The organism is Sphingobacterium sp. MYb382 (assembly GCF_037572665.1).
Lineage (GTDB): Bacteria > Bacteroidota > Bacteroidia > Sphingobacteriales > Sphingobacteriaceae > Sphingobacterium.
In genome coordinates, this window is record NZ_JBBGZT010000023.1 from 1 (window position 1) to 20,194 (window position 20,194).

Annotated in this window: 20 protein-coding genes; 10 read left to right on the forward strand and 10 right to left on the reverse strand. The window is 36.9% G+C overall.

Annotation, left to right across the window (positions count from 1 at the left end; genetic code table 11):
• Positions 1-235: 235 nt before the first annotated feature.
• The 4 genes from WH223_RS09630 to WH223_RS09645 all read right to left on the reverse strand — a co-directional run bounded on the left by WH223_RS09630 (position 236) and on the right by WH223_RS09645 (position 3,712).
• Entirely contained in the window at positions 236-502 is a 267-nt protein-coding gene (locus WH223_RS09630; RefSeq protein ID WP_340046301.1) for a transposase, read from the reverse strand.
• 53 nt (positions 503-555) lie between these two features.
• Positions 556-1,713: a DUF262 domain-containing protein gene (locus WH223_RS09635; protein WP_340047401.1), complete on the reverse strand. Its 1,158-nt coding sequence runs from the start codon at positions 1,711-1,713 to the stop codon at positions 556-558.
• An 841-nt stretch (positions 1,714-2,554) separates the two neighbouring features.
• A complete protein-coding gene (locus tag WH223_RS09640) occupies positions 2,555-2,812 on the reverse strand; it encodes a hypothetical protein (RefSeq protein ID WP_340047402.1) in 258 nt (85 codons plus the stop codon).
• A 336-nt stretch (positions 2,813-3,148) separates the two neighbouring features.
• Positions 3,149-3,712, reverse strand: a complete 564-nt coding sequence (locus WH223_RS09645) for a hypothetical protein (protein ID WP_340047404.1) — start codon at positions 3,710-3,712, stop codon at positions 3,149-3,151.
• Between the two features lie 174 nt (positions 3,713-3,886).
• Here WH223_RS09645 and WH223_RS09650 point away from each other — a divergent pair, with 174 nt between their 5' ends.
• The 4 genes from WH223_RS09650 to WH223_RS09665 all read left to right on the forward strand — a co-directional run bounded on the left by WH223_RS09650 (position 3,887) and on the right by WH223_RS09665 (position 8,024).
• The gene (locus WH223_RS09650; protein ID WP_340047406.1) at positions 3,887-4,990 is read left to right on the forward strand and encodes a sensor histidine kinase; all 1,104 of its coding nucleotides are present in this window, start codon (positions 3,887-3,889) and stop codon (positions 4,988-4,990) included.
• Positions 4,987-5,751, forward strand: a complete 765-nt coding sequence (locus tag WH223_RS09655; RefSeq protein ID WP_340047407.1) for a LytR/AlgR family response regulator transcription factor — start codon at positions 4,987-4,989, stop codon at positions 5,749-5,751. The genes WH223_RS09650 and WH223_RS09655 overlap by 4 nt, the downstream gene beginning before the upstream one ends.
• 121 nt (positions 5,752-5,872) lie before the next feature.
• Positions 5,873-7,087, forward strand: a complete 1,215-nt coding sequence (locus WH223_RS09660) for an MFS transporter (protein WP_340047409.1) — start codon at positions 5,873-5,875, stop codon at positions 7,085-7,087.
• A 103-nt stretch (positions 7,088-7,190) separates the two neighbouring features.
• Positions 7,191-8,024 (forward strand): hypothetical protein, encoded by an 834-nt coding sequence (locus WH223_RS09665; protein WP_340047410.1) that lies wholly within the window; start codon positions 7,191-7,193, stop codon positions 8,022-8,024.
• Positions 8,025-8,095: 71 nt separating this feature from the next.
• On the opposite strand, the gene WH223_RS09670 is transcribed toward WH223_RS09665, so the two are convergent.
• Entirely contained in the window at positions 8,096-8,674 is a 579-nt protein-coding gene (locus WH223_RS09670) for an NAD(P)H-dependent oxidoreductase (protein ID WP_340047411.1), read from the reverse strand.
• Positions 8,675-8,817: 143 nt separating this feature from the next.
• Here WH223_RS09670 and WH223_RS09675 point away from each other — a divergent pair, with 143 nt between their 5' ends.
• Positions 8,818-9,072, forward strand: coding sequence for an Ada metal-binding domain-containing protein (locus WH223_RS09675; RefSeq protein WP_340047413.1), 255 nt, complete (start codon positions 8,818-8,820; stop codon positions 9,070-9,072).
• 125 nt (positions 9,073-9,197) lie between these two features.
• Positions 9,198-9,914, forward strand: coding sequence for a hypothetical protein (locus WH223_RS09680; RefSeq protein ID WP_340047414.1), 717 nt, complete (start codon positions 9,198-9,200; stop codon positions 9,912-9,914).
• Here WH223_RS09680 and WH223_RS09685 read toward each other — a convergent pair.
• From WH223_RS09685 to WH223_RS09695, 3 genes are all read right to left on the reverse strand, one after another.
• Positions 9,898-10,617: a S41 family peptidase gene (locus tag WH223_RS09685; RefSeq protein WP_340047415.1), complete on the reverse strand. Its 720-nt coding sequence runs from the start codon at positions 10,615-10,617 to the stop codon at positions 9,898-9,900. The genes WH223_RS09680 and WH223_RS09685 overlap by 17 nt on opposite strands.
• Positions 10,618-10,704: 87 nt before the next feature.
• Positions 10,705-12,099: a hypothetical protein gene (locus WH223_RS09690; RefSeq protein WP_340047416.1), complete on the reverse strand. Its 1,395-nt coding sequence runs from the start codon at positions 12,097-12,099 to the stop codon at positions 10,705-10,707.
• Positions 12,100-12,423: 324 nt separating this feature from the next.
• A complete protein-coding gene (locus tag WH223_RS09695) occupies positions 12,424-13,122 on the reverse strand; it encodes an aspartate/glutamate racemase family protein (RefSeq protein WP_340047417.1) in 699 nt (232 codons plus the stop codon).
• Between the two features lie 328 nt (positions 13,123-13,450).
• Here WH223_RS09695 and WH223_RS09700 point away from each other — a divergent pair, with 328 nt between their 5' ends.
• Entirely contained in the window at positions 13,451-15,472 is a 2,022-nt protein-coding gene (locus WH223_RS09700) for a tetratricopeptide repeat-containing sensor histidine kinase (RefSeq protein ID WP_340047418.1), read from the forward strand.
• A 66-nt stretch (positions 15,473-15,538) separates the two neighbouring features.
• Here the strand turns inward: WH223_RS09700 and WH223_RS09705 are convergent, their stop codons facing one another.
• Positions 15,539-16,102, reverse strand: a complete 564-nt coding sequence (locus tag WH223_RS09705) for a TetR/AcrR family transcriptional regulator (protein WP_340047419.1) — start codon at positions 16,100-16,102, stop codon at positions 15,539-15,541.
• 116 nt (positions 16,103-16,218) lie between these two features.
• Between WH223_RS09705 and WH223_RS09710 the strand changes: the two genes are divergently transcribed.
• Positions 16,219-17,238, forward strand: a complete 1,020-nt coding sequence (locus WH223_RS09710; RefSeq protein ID WP_340047421.1) for a hypothetical protein — start codon at positions 16,219-16,221, stop codon at positions 17,236-17,238.
• Positions 17,239-17,504: 266 nt separating this feature from the next.
• On the opposite strand, the gene WH223_RS09715 is transcribed toward WH223_RS09710, so the two are convergent.
• Positions 17,505-17,954, reverse strand: coding sequence for a hypothetical protein (locus tag WH223_RS09715; protein WP_340047422.1), 450 nt, complete (start codon positions 17,952-17,954; stop codon positions 17,505-17,507).
• A 959-nt stretch (positions 17,955-18,913) separates the two neighbouring features.
• Between WH223_RS09715 and WH223_RS09720 the strand changes: the two genes are divergently transcribed.
• The gene (locus WH223_RS09720; protein WP_340047425.1) at positions 18,914-19,201 is read left to right on the forward strand and encodes a hypothetical protein; all 288 of its coding nucleotides are present in this window, start codon (positions 18,914-18,916) and stop codon (positions 19,199-19,201) included.
• A 94-nt stretch (positions 19,202-19,295) separates the two neighbouring features.
• On the forward strand, positions 19,296-19,634 hold the full coding sequence (locus tag WH223_RS09725; RefSeq protein WP_340047426.1) for a hypothetical protein: 339 nt from the start codon (positions 19,296-19,298) through the stop codon (positions 19,632-19,634).
• Positions 19,635-20,194 lie beyond the last annotated feature (560 nt).

Consider the following 20,194-nt stretch of genomic DNA (forward strand, 5'->3'; position numbering starts at 1 on the left):
CTTTTTCTGTTCCAGAGCAGACCTTCCAGCCGTATCTTACCAAAATAGGTTTCAAATCCTCTTGTGGGATATCTGGAGGCCAGATCCATTAATTTTGAAATAACTATTTGATCGTCCTTTCTGTGGTCATAGTAGTACATACTCCGACTCATACAGACAATCTTGCATGCTCTATGAATACTGATTCCTTGCTCATCTATAGCACCGTTCACCAGCTCTTTACGTTCACAAAGCTTTAGAGCTTTTTTTCAATTATATCTTTTAAGATACGGTGATCAAGACTTAAATCTGCAAACATCCGCTTTAGACGGGCGTTCTCTTCTTGAAGAGCCTTCAGCTCTTTAAGGTGCTGAGCATCCATACCTCCGTACTTTTGCTTCCATTGATAGAAGGTAGCTGCTGAGATCCCGTGCTCTCTGCAGATATCCTTTGTGGCCTTTCCTGACTCATATTCCTTGAGAATATTGACAATCTGATATTCGGAAAACTTGCTCTTTTTCATAATATATAACAAACTAATTTAACATTTTTAATTTGTCTGAAAAACAGGTAAGTCTACCAGTGCATTAAAAATATGTAAGACGGAAAACTACGGACACATTGTAGATTATATAGCAGCTTATCTATTTTCTTATCTTCAAATGACCTGTTCCATATTTTATTATAACAAACTGCCGCATCGACTATTTTTTGCAAATATTCAATGATATCAATGCGTGAACTAGATAATACCTCAGCTTCCTCAATAGCCTCAATATCTAAAACATCATCTCCTTCTTCAGTATCCTCATCGTATACTTCTTCTGATGATTCCATCCCAAAGTTATATCGAAATTCACCAAGCTTATCCACATCTAATACATGCTTAAAGTAATGCTTCTTAAACTCCTCAATCAATTTACTCGCAGTAATCTTTCTCGTATACACACTCGTAACATACTGTCTAAAAAAATCATCAGTCGGGATACCATCCAAGGCAATAATAAGCTCAGCCCATCGCTCCTTTGCCAGCATCAATTTATCCTCACTAATCTTAGCAGCGTGCCCGAGAACAAAATTCTTAAGAATATCTGTTGATGATAATTTCAATCCTCTATTATTAATCGTTTCAAACAGCTTATATGCATCCTGGGCATTGGGCACATCCAAACGAATTATCTTAGCTGTATGGACCAACTTTTGAAAAAATCCATCTAACCACAATTCTCCACCTTCGTTATACCCTTCAATGATGAATAAATTAAAGGTATTATAGGCTTCCAAAATTCGTTTATTCTGTATTTTATCATACTGCCCACTTAATAAATATAAGTAATCACTATTGTCCAAATCGCCCAATTGAACTTTAGGCGTTTTCTTGTTATTAGTGTTTTCACAAAATAATAGTTGAGAAATTTGCGAAACATTAAAATCCTTTTCAAGCTCTTTATACTTGTTAAGTAAAGTATACAATAAAATAGAGATAGTAGTCAATCGTTGCTGTCCATCAACAACTTGAACGCTATTTACCCCGCCATGATACATGCCTGTATGTAATATTAACATACCAAACAAATGTCCATCACTTGGCATTAACATATCTATATCTTTGAACAAAGCAGACTGTTGATTGTATTTCCAAGCGTACCTCCTCTGGTAAGAAGGTATTTCAAACTGTTCATTTGGTTTGTTCAATAAACCAAATAATGTAAAATCTTTAGGTATTATTTGCATTTCATATTCTTTCTAAAACAATTAACCACTCTTTTTTGACGTTGAACTTTTATATAAAAAACTCTATACTATATTTAAAATAGCTATGGTAGTCAATCTATTATACAAACCCTTACAAATCCATTTACAGATGATATTCATAACGCACAGTATCTCGTACCCCATTTTATAATAACTGGTTTTTCCATTAGATATTAGATTTTTATAGATAGAAAAATATTGTATAAATATAGAATACGAAAGAATAATTCTAATACGGGAAACCGTATATACTATAAAGATTTATTGATGTACAAAAGAAACAATCAACGAGTTAATGTAATACATGAGTGTTAAAAACATTTTTTAAAAGATATTTAATTTAACATTTTTCTTATTTGAATCCTACAGTATCTTATCAAACGAAGATACATTAAGCTTAATATTTCTGTAGGTAATTGTCGTGCTATCACGAAATAAGAAACTGTCATGCGAAAGAATGGTTAAAATAGAAGATAACTACAACAGAATTTGCTACGCAACATACGGCTCCACAAGATTCGACCTTCAAAATCAACAAGCAATAAAGATGTTACTCCTATAGATTAATAATATGCAGATATTTCATATAGCCTAGAGGAACATTTTGTTACTTCAATCAATCTAGAGCGGATTTTTAAATCCGACAGAAAGTTAGTTCATATTCCCTAATAACATACTTGAATTTACTTTTTATACAACAAAAAGCCTCGCTACAACTAGCGAGGCTTTATAAATTTTATTTGAGGGATAAGCATCAAAAGCCATTAAGCTGAATAACGACCTAAAGCTTTTCTTACATGACTATAAGTTTAAAAATAATCTAAACCGCAGCTTGCATCAAAACAACGCCCACCAATTCGTCTTCACGAATATAAACGAGTGTATCTTGAATAATAAGCACATTAGCTTCACAGAAGGGTGTGCTTTCCAAAATGCGGAGATAGCCGTCAAGATCCTGTACACTTTCGGGGTACCAACAAGGAGATGCCTCCGTTATCGAATCATTCGATGTAAGCACGTTATAGCCTTTATGCTCAAGATGCTTCAAAACCTGGTGATTTAATTGAACAAATTCCATATCAATCCTTTTTAGCGTGTGTAATAAGTTAGTTAGTCCATTCGATAATTATGTTACGGCTACAGTCCCTCCCATCAGGAATTGCATTATATAGCTTCAAACAACATAAATTACCGATCAAGAAGAAGAACAATTTCATAGCGGGACCTTCCCATTCTTAACTTCTTGCAATTATAAACGTCTAGTTTTAACATAATGTTGTGCTAACAATAAATAAAATGTTAAAAAGTCTTAAATTTTATGAAAACCTTAGGTTTTGGCATCCTAGGCTAATAAGGCTCTACTCCAAAATTTGCTACAAAAATCAGGAAAAGGAAATAAAAATACATACCGGTACTATCTAATATCAGGATTCAACCAATACCAAGTATGGTTTCCCCCCTCTTCCTTTATCGGATAAATAACATCGGCATACTTATCCTTTAAAAAGGGAATTTCATATACAGGAATAAAACGATCTGAATCCTTTTCAAAGAAAGAATAATAAACAGCTTTATAATATTCTAGTTTCGTCAACCGTTGCGAATGTCTATAATTTATTATAGGATTAAGCACATGATAATCATAGCGCTGACCTAACTCGTCATCATAAAATATTGAATCCATCCCTATAGCTCGCTCTAAGTATTCCCTATACACATCTTTATTTGGTCCTCTTTTCCCCAAATAAATTTGATTAAGGAGCAATTGCTCAATTTTTGATAGCTTTTCTTCATAAGCCTTAAGCATAACTGACTTCTCATAGGTTTGATTATAATCCCTTAGCCGGGCAATATCATACTTAATTTGCTTTTCTGACAGTTGTCCGTGTGCTACGTTTGAATGAGTGAGCAGCAGCGTCAAAAAAAGATAACCAATAATAAACCGGTAGTTAACCATAGATAAGTTTTGATACGGCATTAATTTTTTAGTTAGCAACGAAGTCCTAATAATCAATATTAGAAGACATTTTTTTCTTAAATATAGGATTTAAAACAGCATAAATTAAAATCATTTTGAAGACAAACTGGAAAGCATCCTCCTAAAAAGATTGCCTACTGGGGCAATTCCTATTATCTTTATACTTTATAGAGAATGGCCGTGACTAAGCAAGTGAAAAAGCAATTTTTAATTTCTACTACAAAAAGACGATTACTTTTGTACATATCGGCACTGTTGGCCTCCTACCTCCTATATTATCTAATCGATCCTTTTTCGGAAATATGGACATTCTATTTAAACAACCCCTTGGGTGAAGGGCTAACCAGCCTCTTATGGATGTCCGTTTTCAGCATCCTTACAGTAGAAATATGCCTCTTTGTTGATGATAAATTGAGCAGAATCTTGCCCTTAGAAAGGGGCGCACGGAAGAGATTTATTGTACAAACACTGTTGCAAGTTGTCGCAAGTGTTGTTATTATCCTTTTATTTAATATCCTATTTACAATGCTCTATAATCGTGTAATGAACAAGGATTATCCGAGCATAATAACCTGGTTTGCACAATCTATAGCAAACACCATTTTAGTATCCCTACTTATCAGCAGTATACATAGCATAGACTCTTTACTTGAAAACTGGAAAAAGACTACCCTTGAAGCTGCCGAACTTAAATTACAACAATCAGAACTACGACACGCAACGACGGTAGCCGAACTACAAGCCTTAAAGTTACAGCTGGACCCCCATTTTATTTTTAACAACCTGAGTGCCCTATCGGAAACTATTCTAGCGGATCAGCAAGCAGGCTATGAATATGCAGAGCACTTTGCTGAAGTGTATCGATACTTGCTTCTCAACTCCAATAAAAACACCATTGCACTGAAAGAAGAGCTGGACTTTTTAGATGCCTACATCTATATGATACAGCAGCGCTTGGGCACAGGGGTTTCGATTATATACGATATAGAGAAAAGTGTTTTAACAAAGACGATACCGCCACTTACGTTACAGTTACTTGTCGAAAATGCTATTAAACACAACCAAACGGCAAAAGCCACCCCGCTAATCATCGAAATTATTGCAGATAGTCCAATGCTACTTCGTATATCAAACAATTTAATTCCGTTGGTTAACAAGCCAAGCACAGCAGGTTTAGGCCTACCAAATATCATCAAGCGCTTCGAGCTATTAAATCTTCCAACGCCCAAAATAGAGATTACGCCATCCAAATACACTGTTATAATTCCGCTGGTATGAGATTGAAAACCGTTTTACTAATAGAAGATGAAAAGCCTAATGCCGATCGTTTAAAACGATTGCTTCATCATGTTTGTCCTAATGTCGACATTGTAGCTACGGAAGAATCTATTGCAGCATCTGTAACATGGCTTAAAAACAATGTACAGCCTGACCTTATCCTGATGGATATCCGTCTATCGGATGGCTTGTGCTTTGAAATTTTCAACCTAGTTGAAGTCACTGCTCCTATTATTTTTACAACGGCCTATGATGAATATACACTAAAAGCATTTAAGTACAACAGCATAGACTACCTCCTTAAACCCATAAAACAAGACGAACTAACCGCAGCGCTACAACGCTACGAAGATATGTTTCCACACGCAGCGCTAACACAAACAACCTTAGAGAACCTTGCAGAGCTCCTCAGTCCGAAAGGTTACCGTAAGCGTTTTCTATTACCTTTTAGGGATGGCTACAAAACATTATTGACAAGTGATATTCACTATTTTTATTCAGAATGGGGAAATACGAAAGCTTTTCTGAAAAACAACCAGGTGGAACTTATCTCACAAACATTAGAAGAGTTGGAAAAGCAGCTAAACCCGCAAGAGTTCTATCGTGCTAACCGACAATACCTCATCCACATCGACGCCGTCAAAAGCATATTTAATCACTTTAATGGAAAATTGAAAGTAGAGCTAAAAGGCCAATCAGAAGCTGAAGTACTTATAAGTCGTGAAAAATCTACAGCCTTTAAAAGTTGGATGGACTATTAACTTCATCCTCCTTTTAAAACGTTTCATCTACGGATCTAACCGTTTCATTACTTTACCAAATACATAAGGGTATTTATCGCCGTTACTTTACAGCCAATTTCACTGAAATAATAGCGGATATATGATAATACCTAATTGGAAAAAAAAGTTCTTTATCCTGTGGACAGGACAATTTTTCTCTTTAATCAGTAGTTCGGCCGTCAACTTTGCTATCATCATATGGCTCAGTTTAAAAACGGAATCTGCCGAAGTACTCACTTACGCAGCTATTGCTGGCTTACTGCCCCAAGGTTTAATCGGTCCGTTTGCAGGGGTATTTGTCGACCGTTGGAACCGCAAATTAACCATGATGCTGTCTGATGGCTTTGTCGCCTTCTGTACCCTCATTATGTCGATAAGCTTTTATTTAGGCTACGAAAACCTTATCCTCATTTATACAGTATTGACCTTTCGCTCTATAGGTTCCGCCTTTCATATGCCTGCCATGCAGGCTTCCATCCCCCTTCTAGCTCCAAGGTCAGCGCTGTTACGTATTGCGGGCATTAATCAAATCATAAAGTCAGTATCCAATATAGCTGGCCCTGCTTTAGGCGCGCTCGCAGTAGGCTTTCTATCTATTGGCAATGTCCTATTATTAGATATTGCCGGTGCAATGCTTGCCATAACATCGCTATTCTTTATTGCAATACCTGCCACTAAACAGGAGGTTTTGGGCAAGCCAAATATAAAACAAGTATTCACCGAAATGAAAGTGGCTTACCGTGAAGTACGCAAAAGTAAAGGTCTCAGCTTGCTTTTTTTATATTGTTCCATTGCAGGAATTTGTATCATGCCCATTGCTGTTTTGCTACCGCTGATGACGATAAAGCAATTTAACGGAGGGAAGTTTGAAATGGGTATTGTTGAAACGGTATGGGGTACAGGCGCCCTTCTAGGTGGGGCACTACTGAGCATATGGAATATACGAATCCGTAAGGTATACTTAGTGAGTTTTGCTCATGTTTTACTAGGTTTTGCCTTCTTGCTATCAGGCTTTTTATCGGCAGACTATTTCTTCCTTTTTGTCGTCTTAGTCAGTATGGGCGGTATTTCCGCCGCTTTTTACAATTCTGGATTTACGGCTACCGTACAGGAGATGATGCAATCAGAGATGCTGGGGCGTGTATTTGCATTATATTATAGCCTAGACGTGTTGCCAACGGTGTTTGCACTAGTAGGCACTAGCTTTTTGGTTGATAGCGTCGGCTTAAACACTGTCTTCGTGATGCTTGGCGGATTGGTTTTTATTGTTGGGATAATTTCATTTTTAACACCCTCCTTTCGAAAAATGAATTAATTACTATTGCACTACGATACGCTAATGCACAACATCCACCGTATTCATGCATCTATTTATGGAAAAAAGTGTATCATGCATCTCATACTACAGAACTAGGATTATGAAACGTATTAAAACTATAATTATACTTTTTGCCTTATACTGCTTCACGAGCCTATCCGCTAAGGTATATGCAACCGAACAAATTTCTGATTTCTTGACTTTTCAAGGTAAAACATATCGACTTTATGCAAATCCTTTAGAGCTACACCCCGAAATTAAGCGTCTTAAGCCAAAATTATTTGGGACACAAGAAATGGATATTAGCACTGCATGTTGGCGAGGTTATATCGCGCATTGGGAGATTGTCGGAGGTGAACTCTATCTAACGGCGATTCATGGCTGTGATTATCCCAACGATAAAATAAAAGCCAACCTAACAAGTCTATTCGGGAGTAAATACATCAACGGACGCTTGAAGGCAGATTGGCTAACGACAGACCTCATAGTACCTAAGGGCATTGTAGTTCCTTACATAAAAGCGTCAACTATAAGTGTCACAATACCGGAACTATATTTCCGTATAAACAATGGAAACATAGAACAAGTATTCCTTGTAGATGCCACTAAATCAAAAATAAACTGGATGTATCAACCGAATAGTACAATGGATTTCTTGCATTACGATATTAACTGGAAAACAATTCCCATTCCAAAGAGAAGTGTAAAAATTAACATCGCCTTCTCTGCTGATAAAGATGGAAAAATTGACGAAATACAAATAGCAAAGGAAGAAAAAATTGACAAACGTTATCAACGTGAGGCTATTCGGGCGATTAAAAGACTTGAACCTTGGGATGTAATTTATATGATGGGCAAACACAAGCGAATTACTTCCCATTACTCTATTACTTTCTCCGCTGAAAATAAAAAGATATTTAACCGTACCTGGTGATAAGTATCAATTGATTAGGCTATCCTACTTGAAAGCTAAAGTAAATACCAATGACTCTAACTTTAAGTGTTTTATTTCAGCCTTTGTCCTAGTTGTCGTGCTTTGTTCAGCCATTGCTGCCGTGTTGCGGCATCTGCCGTTTTGATAATCCCGAAGTAAGATACCTTCACGGGCTTCACCCCACAAAACTCGAGTGTAGACTTCTTAAGTTGATTGACACTAGGGCGACCAAAGTAGAGCCAATAAAATATTCCTGGCTGATCGAGCGTCGTCATGATATGGCCAGTTTTACCCTTTAAGAGTTTATCCCACCAAACGGAATTCTCGCGGTACCTAAAAGCCATCCCGGGTAGAAATAGTCGATCGATAAATCCCTTAGTGATAGCAGGCAAGCCACCCCACCAAACCGGATGTACCCACACCAGATGATCTGCCCATTGTATCGTTTCCCAAGCTTTCACCAAGTCGGGTTCCCACTCCATGCGCTGCTGATAGCCAAATTGCAGATTGGGGTTAAAGTCCAATGCACGAATTACAATTTCACGCACCTCAGCCCCAGCCTCTTCAGCGCCTGCTTTGTAAGCAGCAGCAAGACCGAAATTGAAGGCAGCAGCATTTGGATGTCCATTGATTAAGGCTATTTTTTTCATGGAGAGGATTTTAATTTGAATATATAAATAGTATATCTCAACTAAATATAAGTAAATAAAACAAGCTATAGTAAAGAAACGACAACGCAAGAATCAGATTTTTAACACCCTAGTTTCTGATTAAGTTTGTTAAAACTTAACAAATGTACCTACACAGCGAACTATCCAAATCAGCAATTTTTAAGTTAATTCACCACGGAACTATAAAAATGGCTGGCTATAAGAAAAATAAAATATACGGATTGCTCCATTGTAAAGCAGGAAAACGTATGAACAAGGAAAACAGAGTCTTTTTTTTCAATGAACAAGAGGCTATCGATCAAGGCTATCGCCCATGTGGCGCCTGCTTACCGCAGCAGCACAAGAAATGGAAAGCAACAACGATTAAAATATGTTAGCGATTTATACGAAATCGCGTTCTCTTCACTATGGGTAAAACAAACGCACGCTTGTATTAAACTGAAATTATTATAACTTTGAAGAAACAACGACTTAAAATTAGTACCAATTAAAGTATTTCCTTATGTTTAAAACTAAACTTGACTTCAACAATGAGACAGCCTTACAAGCTAGCATACAACTATTAGCTAAAGAAGTGGCCTTTGATTCACTCCTAGAAATAAACGATGCTAAATACCGGATTGTTGAATTTGAGTATTATTACTATGGAGAAACTTTTAAAGATGTACAAGCGCACAACCACAATTTACAAAAAGAACCCTATAAACTATACGACCATGCTTCAGGACTTGATATTACGCTAGGTGATGGTACTAATGCAGCAGCCATGCTCCTTCGAGGAGTCGCGAAATTAAGTCCTCACCCAACAAATCCTGCTGAATACATAGTCAGTAAATATTTTGATGGTCCCCATATTGTTCGAACGGAACTTATCAGCCAATTAAATTTAAACCAACCTAACAATATACGTATCAGCACTCAGCATTCGATTACTATCCCACTTTTATCGGAAGCTCTTAGTTATTTGATAAATACGGCAAGAATAAATATGTCCCATCTAAAAGCAGGTCCGGAAGATAAATATATCCTGGAGCCTTTACGCTACGTTTTGCTATCTCCACGTTCGAAACGCAACGAAATAGGGAAATTAGTTCCCAATGGAAACCCAATTAAGGTAAAAGGAATCGAAAGCATTGTTAAAGCCGCGTTAAGCAAAAACATCATCAGTCATGATGTCGCTGAAACAAGTCTCGGCTATACCATTAAAATAAACGAATAGCAGTTTCTAATATACGATCTACTTTATTTTTGACATCCTCCGAAGTAAGCTCAACGTAAATATCAGGAACGATACCTATACCCTGTGTTTCTCTCCCATCCGGATAATAAACGCCAATTCCAGAGAAAGCAGTCTCAAAGCCAAGAGGTAGCGGAATCCAAAAGATATTTCCATTGGCCCCTGCAGTATGTCTTCCGATAACTATTACCCCAGGAATGGTTTGAAAATCCATAACTTGGGTTTCCGCAGCACTTTGTGTACTTTCATCTATTAAGATCACCACCTTTCCTTTAAAATAGTTAGGATTGTAAGTTACAACACTACTTAAGCCTGAGACAGCAAACTCACCCGGGGAAAGGTCCCTATTACCTGTAAAATGGGCGAATGTTTTTTTCTCAGGAAATAAATAATTTGAAAACAAGTCATTCAAATCGGCTATTGGATAATCCCTATAGTCAAAAATTAAACCTTCCTTACCATCCATCAATTTAAGTAAAGGTTCGAGATGTTGATCATTAAACTTTCCAATGGCAACATATCCAATACGATTATTTATCAAATTAAATGGTTCTGTGCTTTTTTCTGGAACAGAATGAAGGGAGTCTATCGCTATAGTAGGGATATCAATCACCTTTTCGACATTGTTTCTAGAAAATTTTAACTTCAATACATTCCGGTCAGTTTGAAAAGTTCTGGATTCCATATATTTTAAAGCTACTTTTTCGTGTGATGCTGCAATAAGAGGACGTCTAGATTGAATATATTCAAGGATGGGTATATCGTCAACTTCCTATATAATATCGCCGACTAACAAACCTGCCTCACGACCTAAACTATCCACTCCTAGCGATGCTACGACCGCCTTGTTATCGATAAACTTAATTTTAAATCCAACATTATTGCTACCAAATACAGTAGCATTGTGCGTGCTGGAGAGTTTAGCAAAAGCATGACCATCGTTTATTTTAGAAAACAGTCTTAAATAAGTGCTATCTAAAGCCGCGAAGCTGTTGGCTTCATGAAAAGCAGGAATAAATTCATCTAGTACCCCTTCCCAAGGTTGTTCCGTTAAATAACGGTAAGGAGAAAAATAGTGTATGATATTCCAATAGCGAAACAGCCCTAGTAGGCGTAAACCAACATCATTAATATTTGCTTTTCTGTAAAAAAACTCTTCGAATCGTCGTACAAATGTCCCCTCAAAGTATTCTACATATCTTTTTTGATATGGGACTTCTGCTTCCGACAGCTGAAGAAGCATATTTTTCAATTTGTCAGAGTAATTAAGGTTAGCAATCCATGTCAAATCTGTTCTTAATTTTAATCCTGCTATTTCAGCATTTTCTTTCCTATTTCTACGTTCCGAAGGAATTTTACCAAAATGGCGAATCCAATTAATTAATTCAATTTCTTGTAATTCTTCTGATGGAAGGCTCAAAATTTTAGGAAGGAATTTAAACAATTCGGTATCCATATTCCAATTACCTTGTGCTACAGCTGGATGAAAATACTTAATTAACCCCCAGACTAAGGCCGTATTTTTCAAAAGCTGCTGATTGTGATGGTTTAATTCAAAAGGAGCAAGTTGCGAACTTGATTTATAAACAGAATCGGCTGTTGGCTGGTAAATCGAGGCTTCTGTATAAGGCATATCATCAACAAACAAGCGCAAATCATTAAACCACACCTTTCCGTCACCTATTAGATATAAACCAATCCTTGTTTTATCCGTTTGCTCAGGAACAAGCTTTAAGGTAATAGACCATAGTCTCCAATCTTGTGTACCATTTAAATTCAGGTGTTCTAAATTCTGAAAATCAACCTCAGGCTGAATGCTTCCATAAATGCCAACACTTCCCTCCTTGGAAACCCCTTCTGTTTTTATTTGAGCGGCAAAAGTTAATGATTTTCCTTTCAGATTATGAGGAATATCAAATACCAATACACCTGCTCCTGCATTTTTACCGCCATTGGATTTAATCATCAAGGACGAACGACCTTCCACAAACTGGCTGCTATCAATCCCAAAAACGTAGCCTTCACTATCAACAATCTGCCATCCTGCTGGAAGATTGTTTTCAACCAACTTAAAATCGAGATTGTAGTTTTTAGGAGAAACTTGAGCTATAGCAGCTACATGAAAAAAAACTAAAATTACTAAAAACGGAAAATAGACCTTCATCATAGAATTAGTGTTTTAAAGCTTTGGTTATTGCCATATACAACGATGTTAAAAGTTGTATATGAAGAAAAATCATCGGTGTATAAATTGACTAAAGTTATATACAGCACTCATAACAGAAGGTCATATATTACTGTTTTAAAGATATTTACAAAGACAAAAACAAACAAGAGGTTTAGCTTTTTTTAACATAGGTAACTAAGCAAATGGATATGCCTGTATTTAGCACAACAAAATAGCCTACTACTAATATTGGAATTAGTAGTAGGCTATTTAGGGATGAGTAGAGGTTTACAACATCCCTATATGAGTAAATTCTTTAGTAGCCTATTTCAAATACCAGTCTACTGCTTTTTTAGCATGTATTTCCGTGGTATCAAAGAGTGTCACATCGGTATGTTCCGGTGTAATTAAGAGACCAATCTCCGTACAACCTAATATTATTCCTTCAGCACCTTGTGCCATGAGATCCGCTATAACGCTTAGGTACGCTTGTCTAGATTCCTCCGTAACGATCCCCTTAACGAGCTCATTATAGATGATGTTATGCACCACTTCCCTACCTTTCTCATTAGGAACAATAGTTTCTATGCTATGATTATCAAAGAGCCTTTGCTTAAGAAAGTCTTGCTCCATCGTAAATTTAGTACCCAGCAACCCTACTTTTTTCAAGTTGTGATTTTTAATAGCTTCTGCCGTAGCATCAGCAATATGTAAAAATGGTATTGTTACCGCATCTTCAATATTGTCTGCAAGTTTGTGCATAGTATTCGTACATAAAACAATACAGCTCGCGCCAGCCTTTTCTAAAGTAGTCGCAGCCTCCACCATACGTGCAGCCAACTGATTCCAATCTCCTTTATACTGCAAAGCGGCTATATCTTCGAAATCTACAGAATACAATAATGATTGACAGGAATGTACACCACCAAGTGCTTTCTTAACCTCTTGATTTATGATTTTATAATAAACGGAAGAGCTCTCCCAAGACATTCCGCCTATTAGACCAATAGTTTTTTGACTCATCTTTTTCCCTCCATGAAGTTGAAAGTTAGTCAATTTGTTTTTTTATGACAAGTCAAGTTACACTTCCTTTATACTTTCCTTCGTTACAGTCATTTTACATGGATTACACGAACATTGGGTCACTCCCGTACTATGGATGTATTGCTCCTTACAGTCACAAGAGCCTTGACAATCAATCGTGGTAATTTCATTGCCATCATCCAATAATCCATAAGTAGATTGATTATTATTGACATCGGCGTAACCAACTAGGCAAATGTTAATCCATTTAAATAGCTATCTTTGCGCACAAAATCAAGCTATCTTTTCAGGATACAAATCAGCATTAATGAGCATACGCAACCTACTCTTTTCATCTCTTCATATTATTTCCATCTTTGTATGCGTAGCCATTAATAGTGCTTATGGCCAAGATATTTCCCACATCGAGAAAAAGGAATTGACCAAAGACACCTTGGTTATCCGTGCCATGCATGCTAGGCTCACTCAAATATGGCATAAACATCCAGACTCCTTAAAATCTGTTGGCGACTATATTGTACGCTCTAGCCAAGGTATCAAATATAGCGCAGGAGAAATTTTAGGTCTTCAAGATATTGGTACTGGTCAAGGGCAATTGGGCCAATACAAGGATGCTGTAGCCACCTACCAAAAGGTAATTGAAAAAGCAGAAAAGATTAATAATAAACCAAACCTGATAAATGCACTGAGTAATCAATCTATGTCTTTCACAGCCCTAGGCATGTATGATCGTTCTATAGAAAACCTCACCAAGGCAATGCGTTTAAGTGATGAAAAAAAAGATGCAAACCTCCTGATTCATATATTGAACAACCTAGGGATGGTTTACAACTATAAAGGAGACCTTGATAAAGCGCTAGATTATTATGAAAAATGTAGAGAGACCATACTTGCGCAAAAAGACTCTACAAACCTTTCTTTCGTATATGGAAATATAGCCAATATCTTAATTTCCCGAAGGGAAGATAAAAAAGCCGCAGACTACTACAATCGGTCGCTAAGTTTAGCAAAGCATTTTGACAACCAAAAAGGAATAGGCTACGCCCTGAAATCCTTAGGAGCAATAGCCCTTAATCAGAAAAAAATACAGGAGGCCTTAGCCTACTTCTTATCCGCAAAAGATATCTTCGAGAAATCGGGCGAGAAAACAGAATACCTACCGCTCTTAGAATACCTATCAGACACTTACTATGAGTTGAATGACAACAAACTAGGCCTCTCCTACTTAAAACGAGCCTTTGACTTAGCAAAAGATCAAGAGCAGCTCTACTACATCAAGGTAATTTCGTTAAAACTAGGCGCTCGTTATGAAGAAACAGGAAACCTAACGGAGGCCTTGCAGATGCAACGCTTATCGACAGAGGCTACGGATAGCCTATCGAGCAAGGATATGAAAGAAAAAATTATCCGCATCGAAGAGCGTTTTCAGTTTGAAAAAGAACTACAACTTACCGATGAATTGCATAAAAAGCAAATACAACAAAGGGAATTTATTTTAATCTTAATCATCCTGCTATCCATCTTCGGGGTAGCTACCACCTTTTTTATTATACAGGCATACTACAGACAGAAACGCAATAATAAAACGCTTCGCGAAGCCAAAGCGGTAATCGAAAGTAAAAATACGATGCTCCTGAGTGAAGATCAGTTCAAGGACCACATGATATCCGTATTGGCACATGATATCCGATCCCCTATTATTGCCGTTCGGTCTTTATTAGACAACTTCAAAAGCTATCAATTAGGGCAAAAACAATTCGATGATTATCTATTATTCACAACAAAGGAAATAGACAACCTCACCAATTTTATTGAGGATATCCTCCTTTGGGTGAAAACTAAAAAAAGCAATTTTAGCCAAGCACCATCCAAATTTGATATTAGTGCTCTCTGCAATGAAACTATAGCAGTGTATCAGCTAAAGGCTTCACAAAAATCTATCCTAGTAAACAAGCACTATCTCGCACCATTATACGTGATGGGTAATGCAGACATTCTCAAAATAATCATGAGAAACCTCCTGGACAATGCCATTAAATATTGCAATAGCCATGACACAATAACTATACAGGTACTTGACGACGATACATCGGATCAGGTGAAGGTGAGTATTGTTGATTCAGGACCCGGACTTCCAGCTCCTATCATGGACTCGCTACTCGACCAAATGGCACATAAAAACCCTAACGCGGCTTCTGTTATTGGAGCTGGATTAGGGCTAAATATGTGTATGTATTATGCGCAATTAATTGATAGTAGAATTGAAGTATATAGCGAAGAAGGGAAAGGAACAAGTTTTTCTTTCTTCTTAGCGAAATGGAAAGCCTAAACGTCTGCTAAAAAAATCCTATGTGCCTCGCGACAAAAGCGACATCATTCTGTACGATGAAAAGGTTTACTTTAGTTTAAGGATAATCGGTGTAAGAAGGTCAATTAATTGCTCTCTTTCAAGAGGAAGTGTATTTCCAACAATACCATAACCTTCCGTGTAAGGCACCAATAAAGCAACAATACTTTCTGGTTGGCTCGAAAAAGCAGACCACAAGGTCACAAACCAATCGCAGTAATCTGTATAATATTGATCCATTGCTCGTTGTAGCTCCTCGTTCCTCAAAGCCAAAGACCTTATCTCTTTGAAAAGGAGAAATCTCTCTTGACTTTCAGGTCCGACAAGTAATAGCGCTAACATTCCTCTTACGAATTCCTCTAGCGATAAATCTTTATGATCTTTCAACTCCGTCCAAGTCTGCTCAACATCCTCCTGACATAATTTGAAAAAATAAGCTACAGCAGCTACTAACAATTGGTCTTTGTCCTTATAATAATACTGAAGATTACTTAAAGTCATGTTCAATTGCTCTGCAACTTTACGCATAGACAATTTTTGCGTACCCTCCGTTGCTAACACTGAAAGTACCGCCTGAATAATGCTATTTGTCTTTTCTAATCTCTTGCTCATTTGTCATACAAATCTAAGCTTATTTATTAAGTTTTGAAAAATTAGGTCAATTGACCTAATTTTGTTTTATGGTCACGCGACCTAATTATTAATAATACACACAAATTAAATCAAAGATGGGTCTAAACACAAAAAAACTAGACAAAAAACGCGTATTAATCGCTGGTGGTTACGGTGAAATTGGCAGCCATATTGCTCGCCATATCAGAAATGTTTATCCAGATATAGAATTAATTCTAACGGGCAGAAATCCGGATAAAGGAAAACCATTAGCAACGGAGCTTGGTGGCGTAGAATTAGCGACATTGGATTTACAAAAACCATTTAACTTAGCCGATTTCGGACAAATAGACCTTGTGATAGCCTCTTTGCTCGACCCTGCTGATGCCTTAATCGAACAAGCATGGGAACATGGAATCAACTACATAAGCATGACGAGATTAGTCAATGAGCTAACTTCTTTACTATTGCACACTTTACAAAAACCATCTCATTCTACGGTTGTATTAGCCGATCATTGGCAAGTGGGCATTGCCACGCTGATTGCTAAAAATGCTGCAGCAGCATTCAGCAAAATAGATAGTATAGAAGTATCAGCGCTATATGACGAGACAGACCCAATCGGACCGATGGTCATCGAGCAACTCGATAGCTTCCATGGGCCTTCACTTTTGCGCAAAGACGGAAAATGGATGTGGCTGAGTGGAGAAGACAATGCTAAGACTTTAACACTGTTTAATGGAGAGCAAGTCAATGCAAGCCCATTAGCCGCTCTCGATGCTACATCCTTAGCCGCGATTACAGGAGCTAAAAATGTAAGATTTGATTTTGCGGTAGGTAAATCTATAGGCACGCAAAAGGGGGAAATTGCTTCGCATGATGTATACATAGACATTGAAGGGACACTCCCTTCTGGAGCACCGGGTAGAACACGAACACTAGTATCGGGTACTAAAGGGCAATCTAGCATGACCGGATTAGGCGCTATGCTTATGATGGAAGGTGTATTAGGATTGGCAGGACAGACTAGCCCTGAGCAAGGTAAAATCTATTTACCGGAGACTTTGCTTACGAATCCTATAGATTTAGAAAGGCTGAAAACTTTCGGTATACAAACCTCTACTGAAATATTGTAACTTCCTTTTGTACTCCTCCAAAGTACGGACTATCTACACATATTTTAAATAGCAATTCTATATTCTTAGCGTTGCTATTTAAAATATTCCCTCTTTAGCTAATCACTGGTACAGGTATAGAATTGAACTACCTCTTTTATTGGAGTTTAACTAATGCTAAATAGGTGCGACTAACTTGATAGCAGTATTGATATATATCGAAAAAGACGTAGGTGGTTTGTTCTTCTTAGAAAAATGGAAAACCTAAACGCCTAGACGACTATCATTTATTCATAATATCTGATGAGGCTATCTTGAATGAGTTTAAGCTTCCCATGTTCAACTTTAGAAAAATACAAATATTTACCTTTTAGGGTATCAACATCATATTTAAAGATGGTACCATTTAACGTTACATCAAATGAATAGTTTTCTGTCAACTTTCCTGAGGTTCGAAAAATCTCTTCTCCTTGCATATCTTCAACACAAATATCCGACCCTACTTGATAGAATGCTAACAGTAAATTAGTAACGCCTATTTGATTAATAGTACTAATGGTATCATCCTTTACCAAATGATGACCGGAAACAGCCAGTGAAACAATATCATCGTTAAAGTTCTCTTCAAATATAAAGTATGCAAAAAGTACTTTTGTAGGCTCAGGCTCCTGACAGCTTACGAATAACTGTATTAAAAAAACTATTGCCAGAAAAAAAATATTTATTATGTATTTCATAACGGTAACTAAACGGCTTTATCACTTCTAGTAGAATGATGTCAACTCAAGATGAGTTCCATAACTTATACATCAATAATGAAAAGTATACAATTAATCCTTACTAAATAGTCCCTTCAAGAAAGCAAACCTATGTTCGACCAAACTCATATCGCCGTTAAGAAGCTTTATATCTAGAATACGAAAAATGGTCCCAAATCACTTGGATTAAAATCATTAATCTTCAACTTTATTTCACGTCCATTAAGGGGTAAACTAAAAGTACCATCTGTATTTAAATGCACATTAATTATTGCCAATAAAGAACAAACCTACCAATGAAACATCTTGTATAGAGCCATAAGCAGGTACGGGAATAGCGAAATATTCTCAATTCTAGAAATAGTAACCCCAAGTATACAGTTTTTACATAGCAAATTTGGATGGGAACAGAACGAAACACCTTCTCCCTTGATTTCAGTGTTAATAATTGGGTGCTATAATTAAAGAACCGACCACAATACGATTTGCTTTTCGCACATAAATAGACAAGATTTGCTGATCATCTAAAAGTTTTTTATTTTTAAGCTGCTTAATAATAAAAATTCACACCACTCTATTGACCTGCGTCTATACCCTTTCATGGCTATAACGATGTCTTCATACTGCGGTCGGTAAGGATAGCTAAAAGTGAAGCGCGTGTTCTATGTTCTAGAGGATAAACACCCCTGCCCTTGCTAAGCAAGATGCTTCTCTTTAGCTAACCTATTCTCTTTGATTTGGGCAATGATTAAATAATACTATAAAAATTACTTTTATGCTCCTTTGTGGCTACTGCAATCTATATAAGGGGATAATCTTTAAGGGAAGGAATAGTCTTTCTAACAGGCTAATTGCCTTTTTTATAATCGCTTAATCAAATATAGTATTTTTTATTCAATCATTCGCTATAGCGAACACTTTATTTTTTACGAATAATTATGGAAAAAGTAAAATCTATATCAGAGCTCAATAAAGGCCTATGCTCGTTCATAAAACAACGATATTTTAGCCCTTTCAAAATAGACGGAAAAAAAACAAGTCTAAACCAATATGCTAATGCATGTAATTTAGCACCATCGACCATTTCAAAAATTAATAGCGTAAAAGGTTACAATATCCCTGTTTCAACAATATATACTATAACTGAATTTGAAGAAACTAGCCTAGAAGTATTCTTCAAAGATTTCTTCGCTAATTTTATACCTGAACTAGCATCAAAGAAATAGCTAAATAATTTTCATGTAATTACCTCAATTTTACGGGAAACCGTTTTTATCTACTGTAATTTCTATCTTCTTTTGAGAAAACAAAAGATATAAAATGGAATACTTTATCGTGTCTGCCATTTCGCTATTGGTCTTAATCTGTTTTTTCTACCTATGTGCGAACGTTGCTATTATAAAAAAACAACTTAAGAAAAGTGGTATAAACTACTGGAAAACGGAATTTAACAAAGCCCGCGCCTTCAATCGATATACTGAAGCTAAGCGCTGCTTGGAAGAATTGCTATACTGTGAAGTTAAACGTATCAACGAGAACAATACAACGGAGGAGTTCCGGATTACGGCTTATACCCACCTAAAAGAAGTGAAGTATAAAGAATGGATAGAAAATTACGAAATGGAATTTCCGGACAAAGAAAATCTGCTTAAAATTTAAGTTCCGAATTATAAGATATTGCTTGTTCACCTCCCTTCTTAAATAGAATACGTCCAACAATGATGCTTCGACTTTGTCCCCCTGAGCCTGTCGAAGGGTAACCATGACAATTTGGATAGGTAGCCGCAAAACAAAAAGATTTGCTTTGCTAAGAAGAAGGCCTAGGCATCTGCTGCGTAAATCGTAGCGCAGTAAATTACGCAAGAACAAAACGCTGTTTGAGCGAAGCGAGTTTAGTTTTGTTCCGGAATTTTCAAGAGAAGATAGCAGCCTATGCCAGCCCTGATTTTTGCCAAACTTTTTATCAAGAAAAAGTTTGAAGCCAAGTCCTGGCTAAGGACACGTACTCCCTTAACAAAAAGACTTTTGTGAGCGTTAATAACGCTACTCTCTAACATCCTCGTACCAAACGATAACGATAATAATATTCGCCCCTCAGGGGTCGCATAAACAGCAATTTCAAGGTGTAGTTCCAAACGATGCTTCGACTTTGTCACCCTGAGCCTGTCGAAGGGTCAGCATGACAGTTTGGATAGGCAGCTGCAAAACAAAAAGATTTG

Excerpts from the sequence above, each read along its gene's own strand:
- WH223_RS09630 (WP_340046301.1), bottom strand. The coding sequence starts at position 502 with ATGAAAAAGAGCAAGTTTTCCGAATATCAGATTGTCAATATTCTCAAG.
- WH223_RS09635 (WP_340047401.1), bottom strand. The coding sequence starts at position 1,713 with ATGCAAATAATACCTAAAGATTTTACATTATTTGGTTTATTGAACAAA.
- WH223_RS09640 (WP_340047402.1), bottom strand. The coding sequence starts at position 2,812 with ATGGAATTTGTTCAATTAAATCACCAGGTTTTGAAGCATCTTGAGCAT.
- WH223_RS09645 (WP_340047404.1), bottom strand. The coding sequence starts at position 3,712 with ATGCCGTATCAAAACTTATCTATGGTTAACTACCGGTTTATTATTGGT.
- WH223_RS09650 (WP_340047406.1), top strand. The coding sequence starts at position 3,887 with ATGGCCGTGACTAAGCAAGTGAAAAAGCAATTTTTAATTTCTACTACA.
- WH223_RS09655 (WP_340047407.1), top strand. The coding sequence starts at position 4,987 with ATGAGATTGAAAACCGTTTTACTAATAGAAGATGAAAAGCCTAATGCC.
- WH223_RS09660 (WP_340047409.1), top strand. The coding sequence starts at position 5,873 with ATGATAATACCTAATTGGAAAAAAAAGTTCTTTATCCTGTGGACAGGA.
- WH223_RS09665 (WP_340047410.1), top strand. The coding sequence starts at position 7,191 with ATGAAACGTATTAAAACTATAATTATACTTTTTGCCTTATACTGCTTC.
- WH223_RS09670 (WP_340047411.1), bottom strand. The coding sequence starts at position 8,674 with ATGAAAAAAATAGCCTTAATCAATGGACATCCAAATGCTGCTGCCTTC.
- WH223_RS09675 (WP_340047413.1), top strand. The coding sequence starts at position 8,818 with ATGTACCTACACAGCGAACTATCCAAATCAGCAATTTTTAAGTTAATT.
- WH223_RS09680 (WP_340047414.1), top strand. The coding sequence starts at position 9,198 with ATGTTTAAAACTAAACTTGACTTCAACAATGAGACAGCCTTACAAGCT.
- WH223_RS09685 (WP_340047415.1), bottom strand. The coding sequence starts at position 10,617 with ATGGAATCCAGAACTTTTCAAACTGACCGGAATGTATTGAAGTTAAAA.
- WH223_RS09690 (WP_340047416.1), bottom strand. The coding sequence starts at position 12,099 with ATGATGAAGGTCTATTTTCCGTTTTTAGTAATTTTAGTTTTTTTTCAT.
- WH223_RS09695 (WP_340047417.1), bottom strand. The coding sequence starts at position 13,122 with ATGAGTCAAAAAACTATTGGTCTAATAGGCGGAATGTCTTGGGAGAGC.
- WH223_RS09700 (WP_340047418.1), top strand. The coding sequence starts at position 13,451 with ATGAGCATACGCAACCTACTCTTTTCATCTCTTCATATTATTTCCATC.
- WH223_RS09705 (WP_340047419.1), bottom strand. The coding sequence starts at position 16,102 with ATGAGCAAGAGATTAGAAAAGACAAATAGCATTATTCAGGCGGTACTT.
- WH223_RS09710 (WP_340047421.1), top strand. The coding sequence starts at position 16,219 with ATGGGTCTAAACACAAAAAAACTAGACAAAAAACGCGTATTAATCGCT.
- WH223_RS09715 (WP_340047422.1), bottom strand. The coding sequence starts at position 17,954 with ATGAAATACATAATAAATATTTTTTTTCTGGCAATAGTTTTTTTAATA.
- WH223_RS09720 (WP_340047425.1), top strand. The coding sequence starts at position 18,914 with ATGGAAAAAGTAAAATCTATATCAGAGCTCAATAAAGGCCTATGCTCG.
- WH223_RS09725 (WP_340047426.1), top strand. The coding sequence starts at position 19,296 with ATGGAATACTTTATCGTGTCTGCCATTTCGCTATTGGTCTTAATCTGT.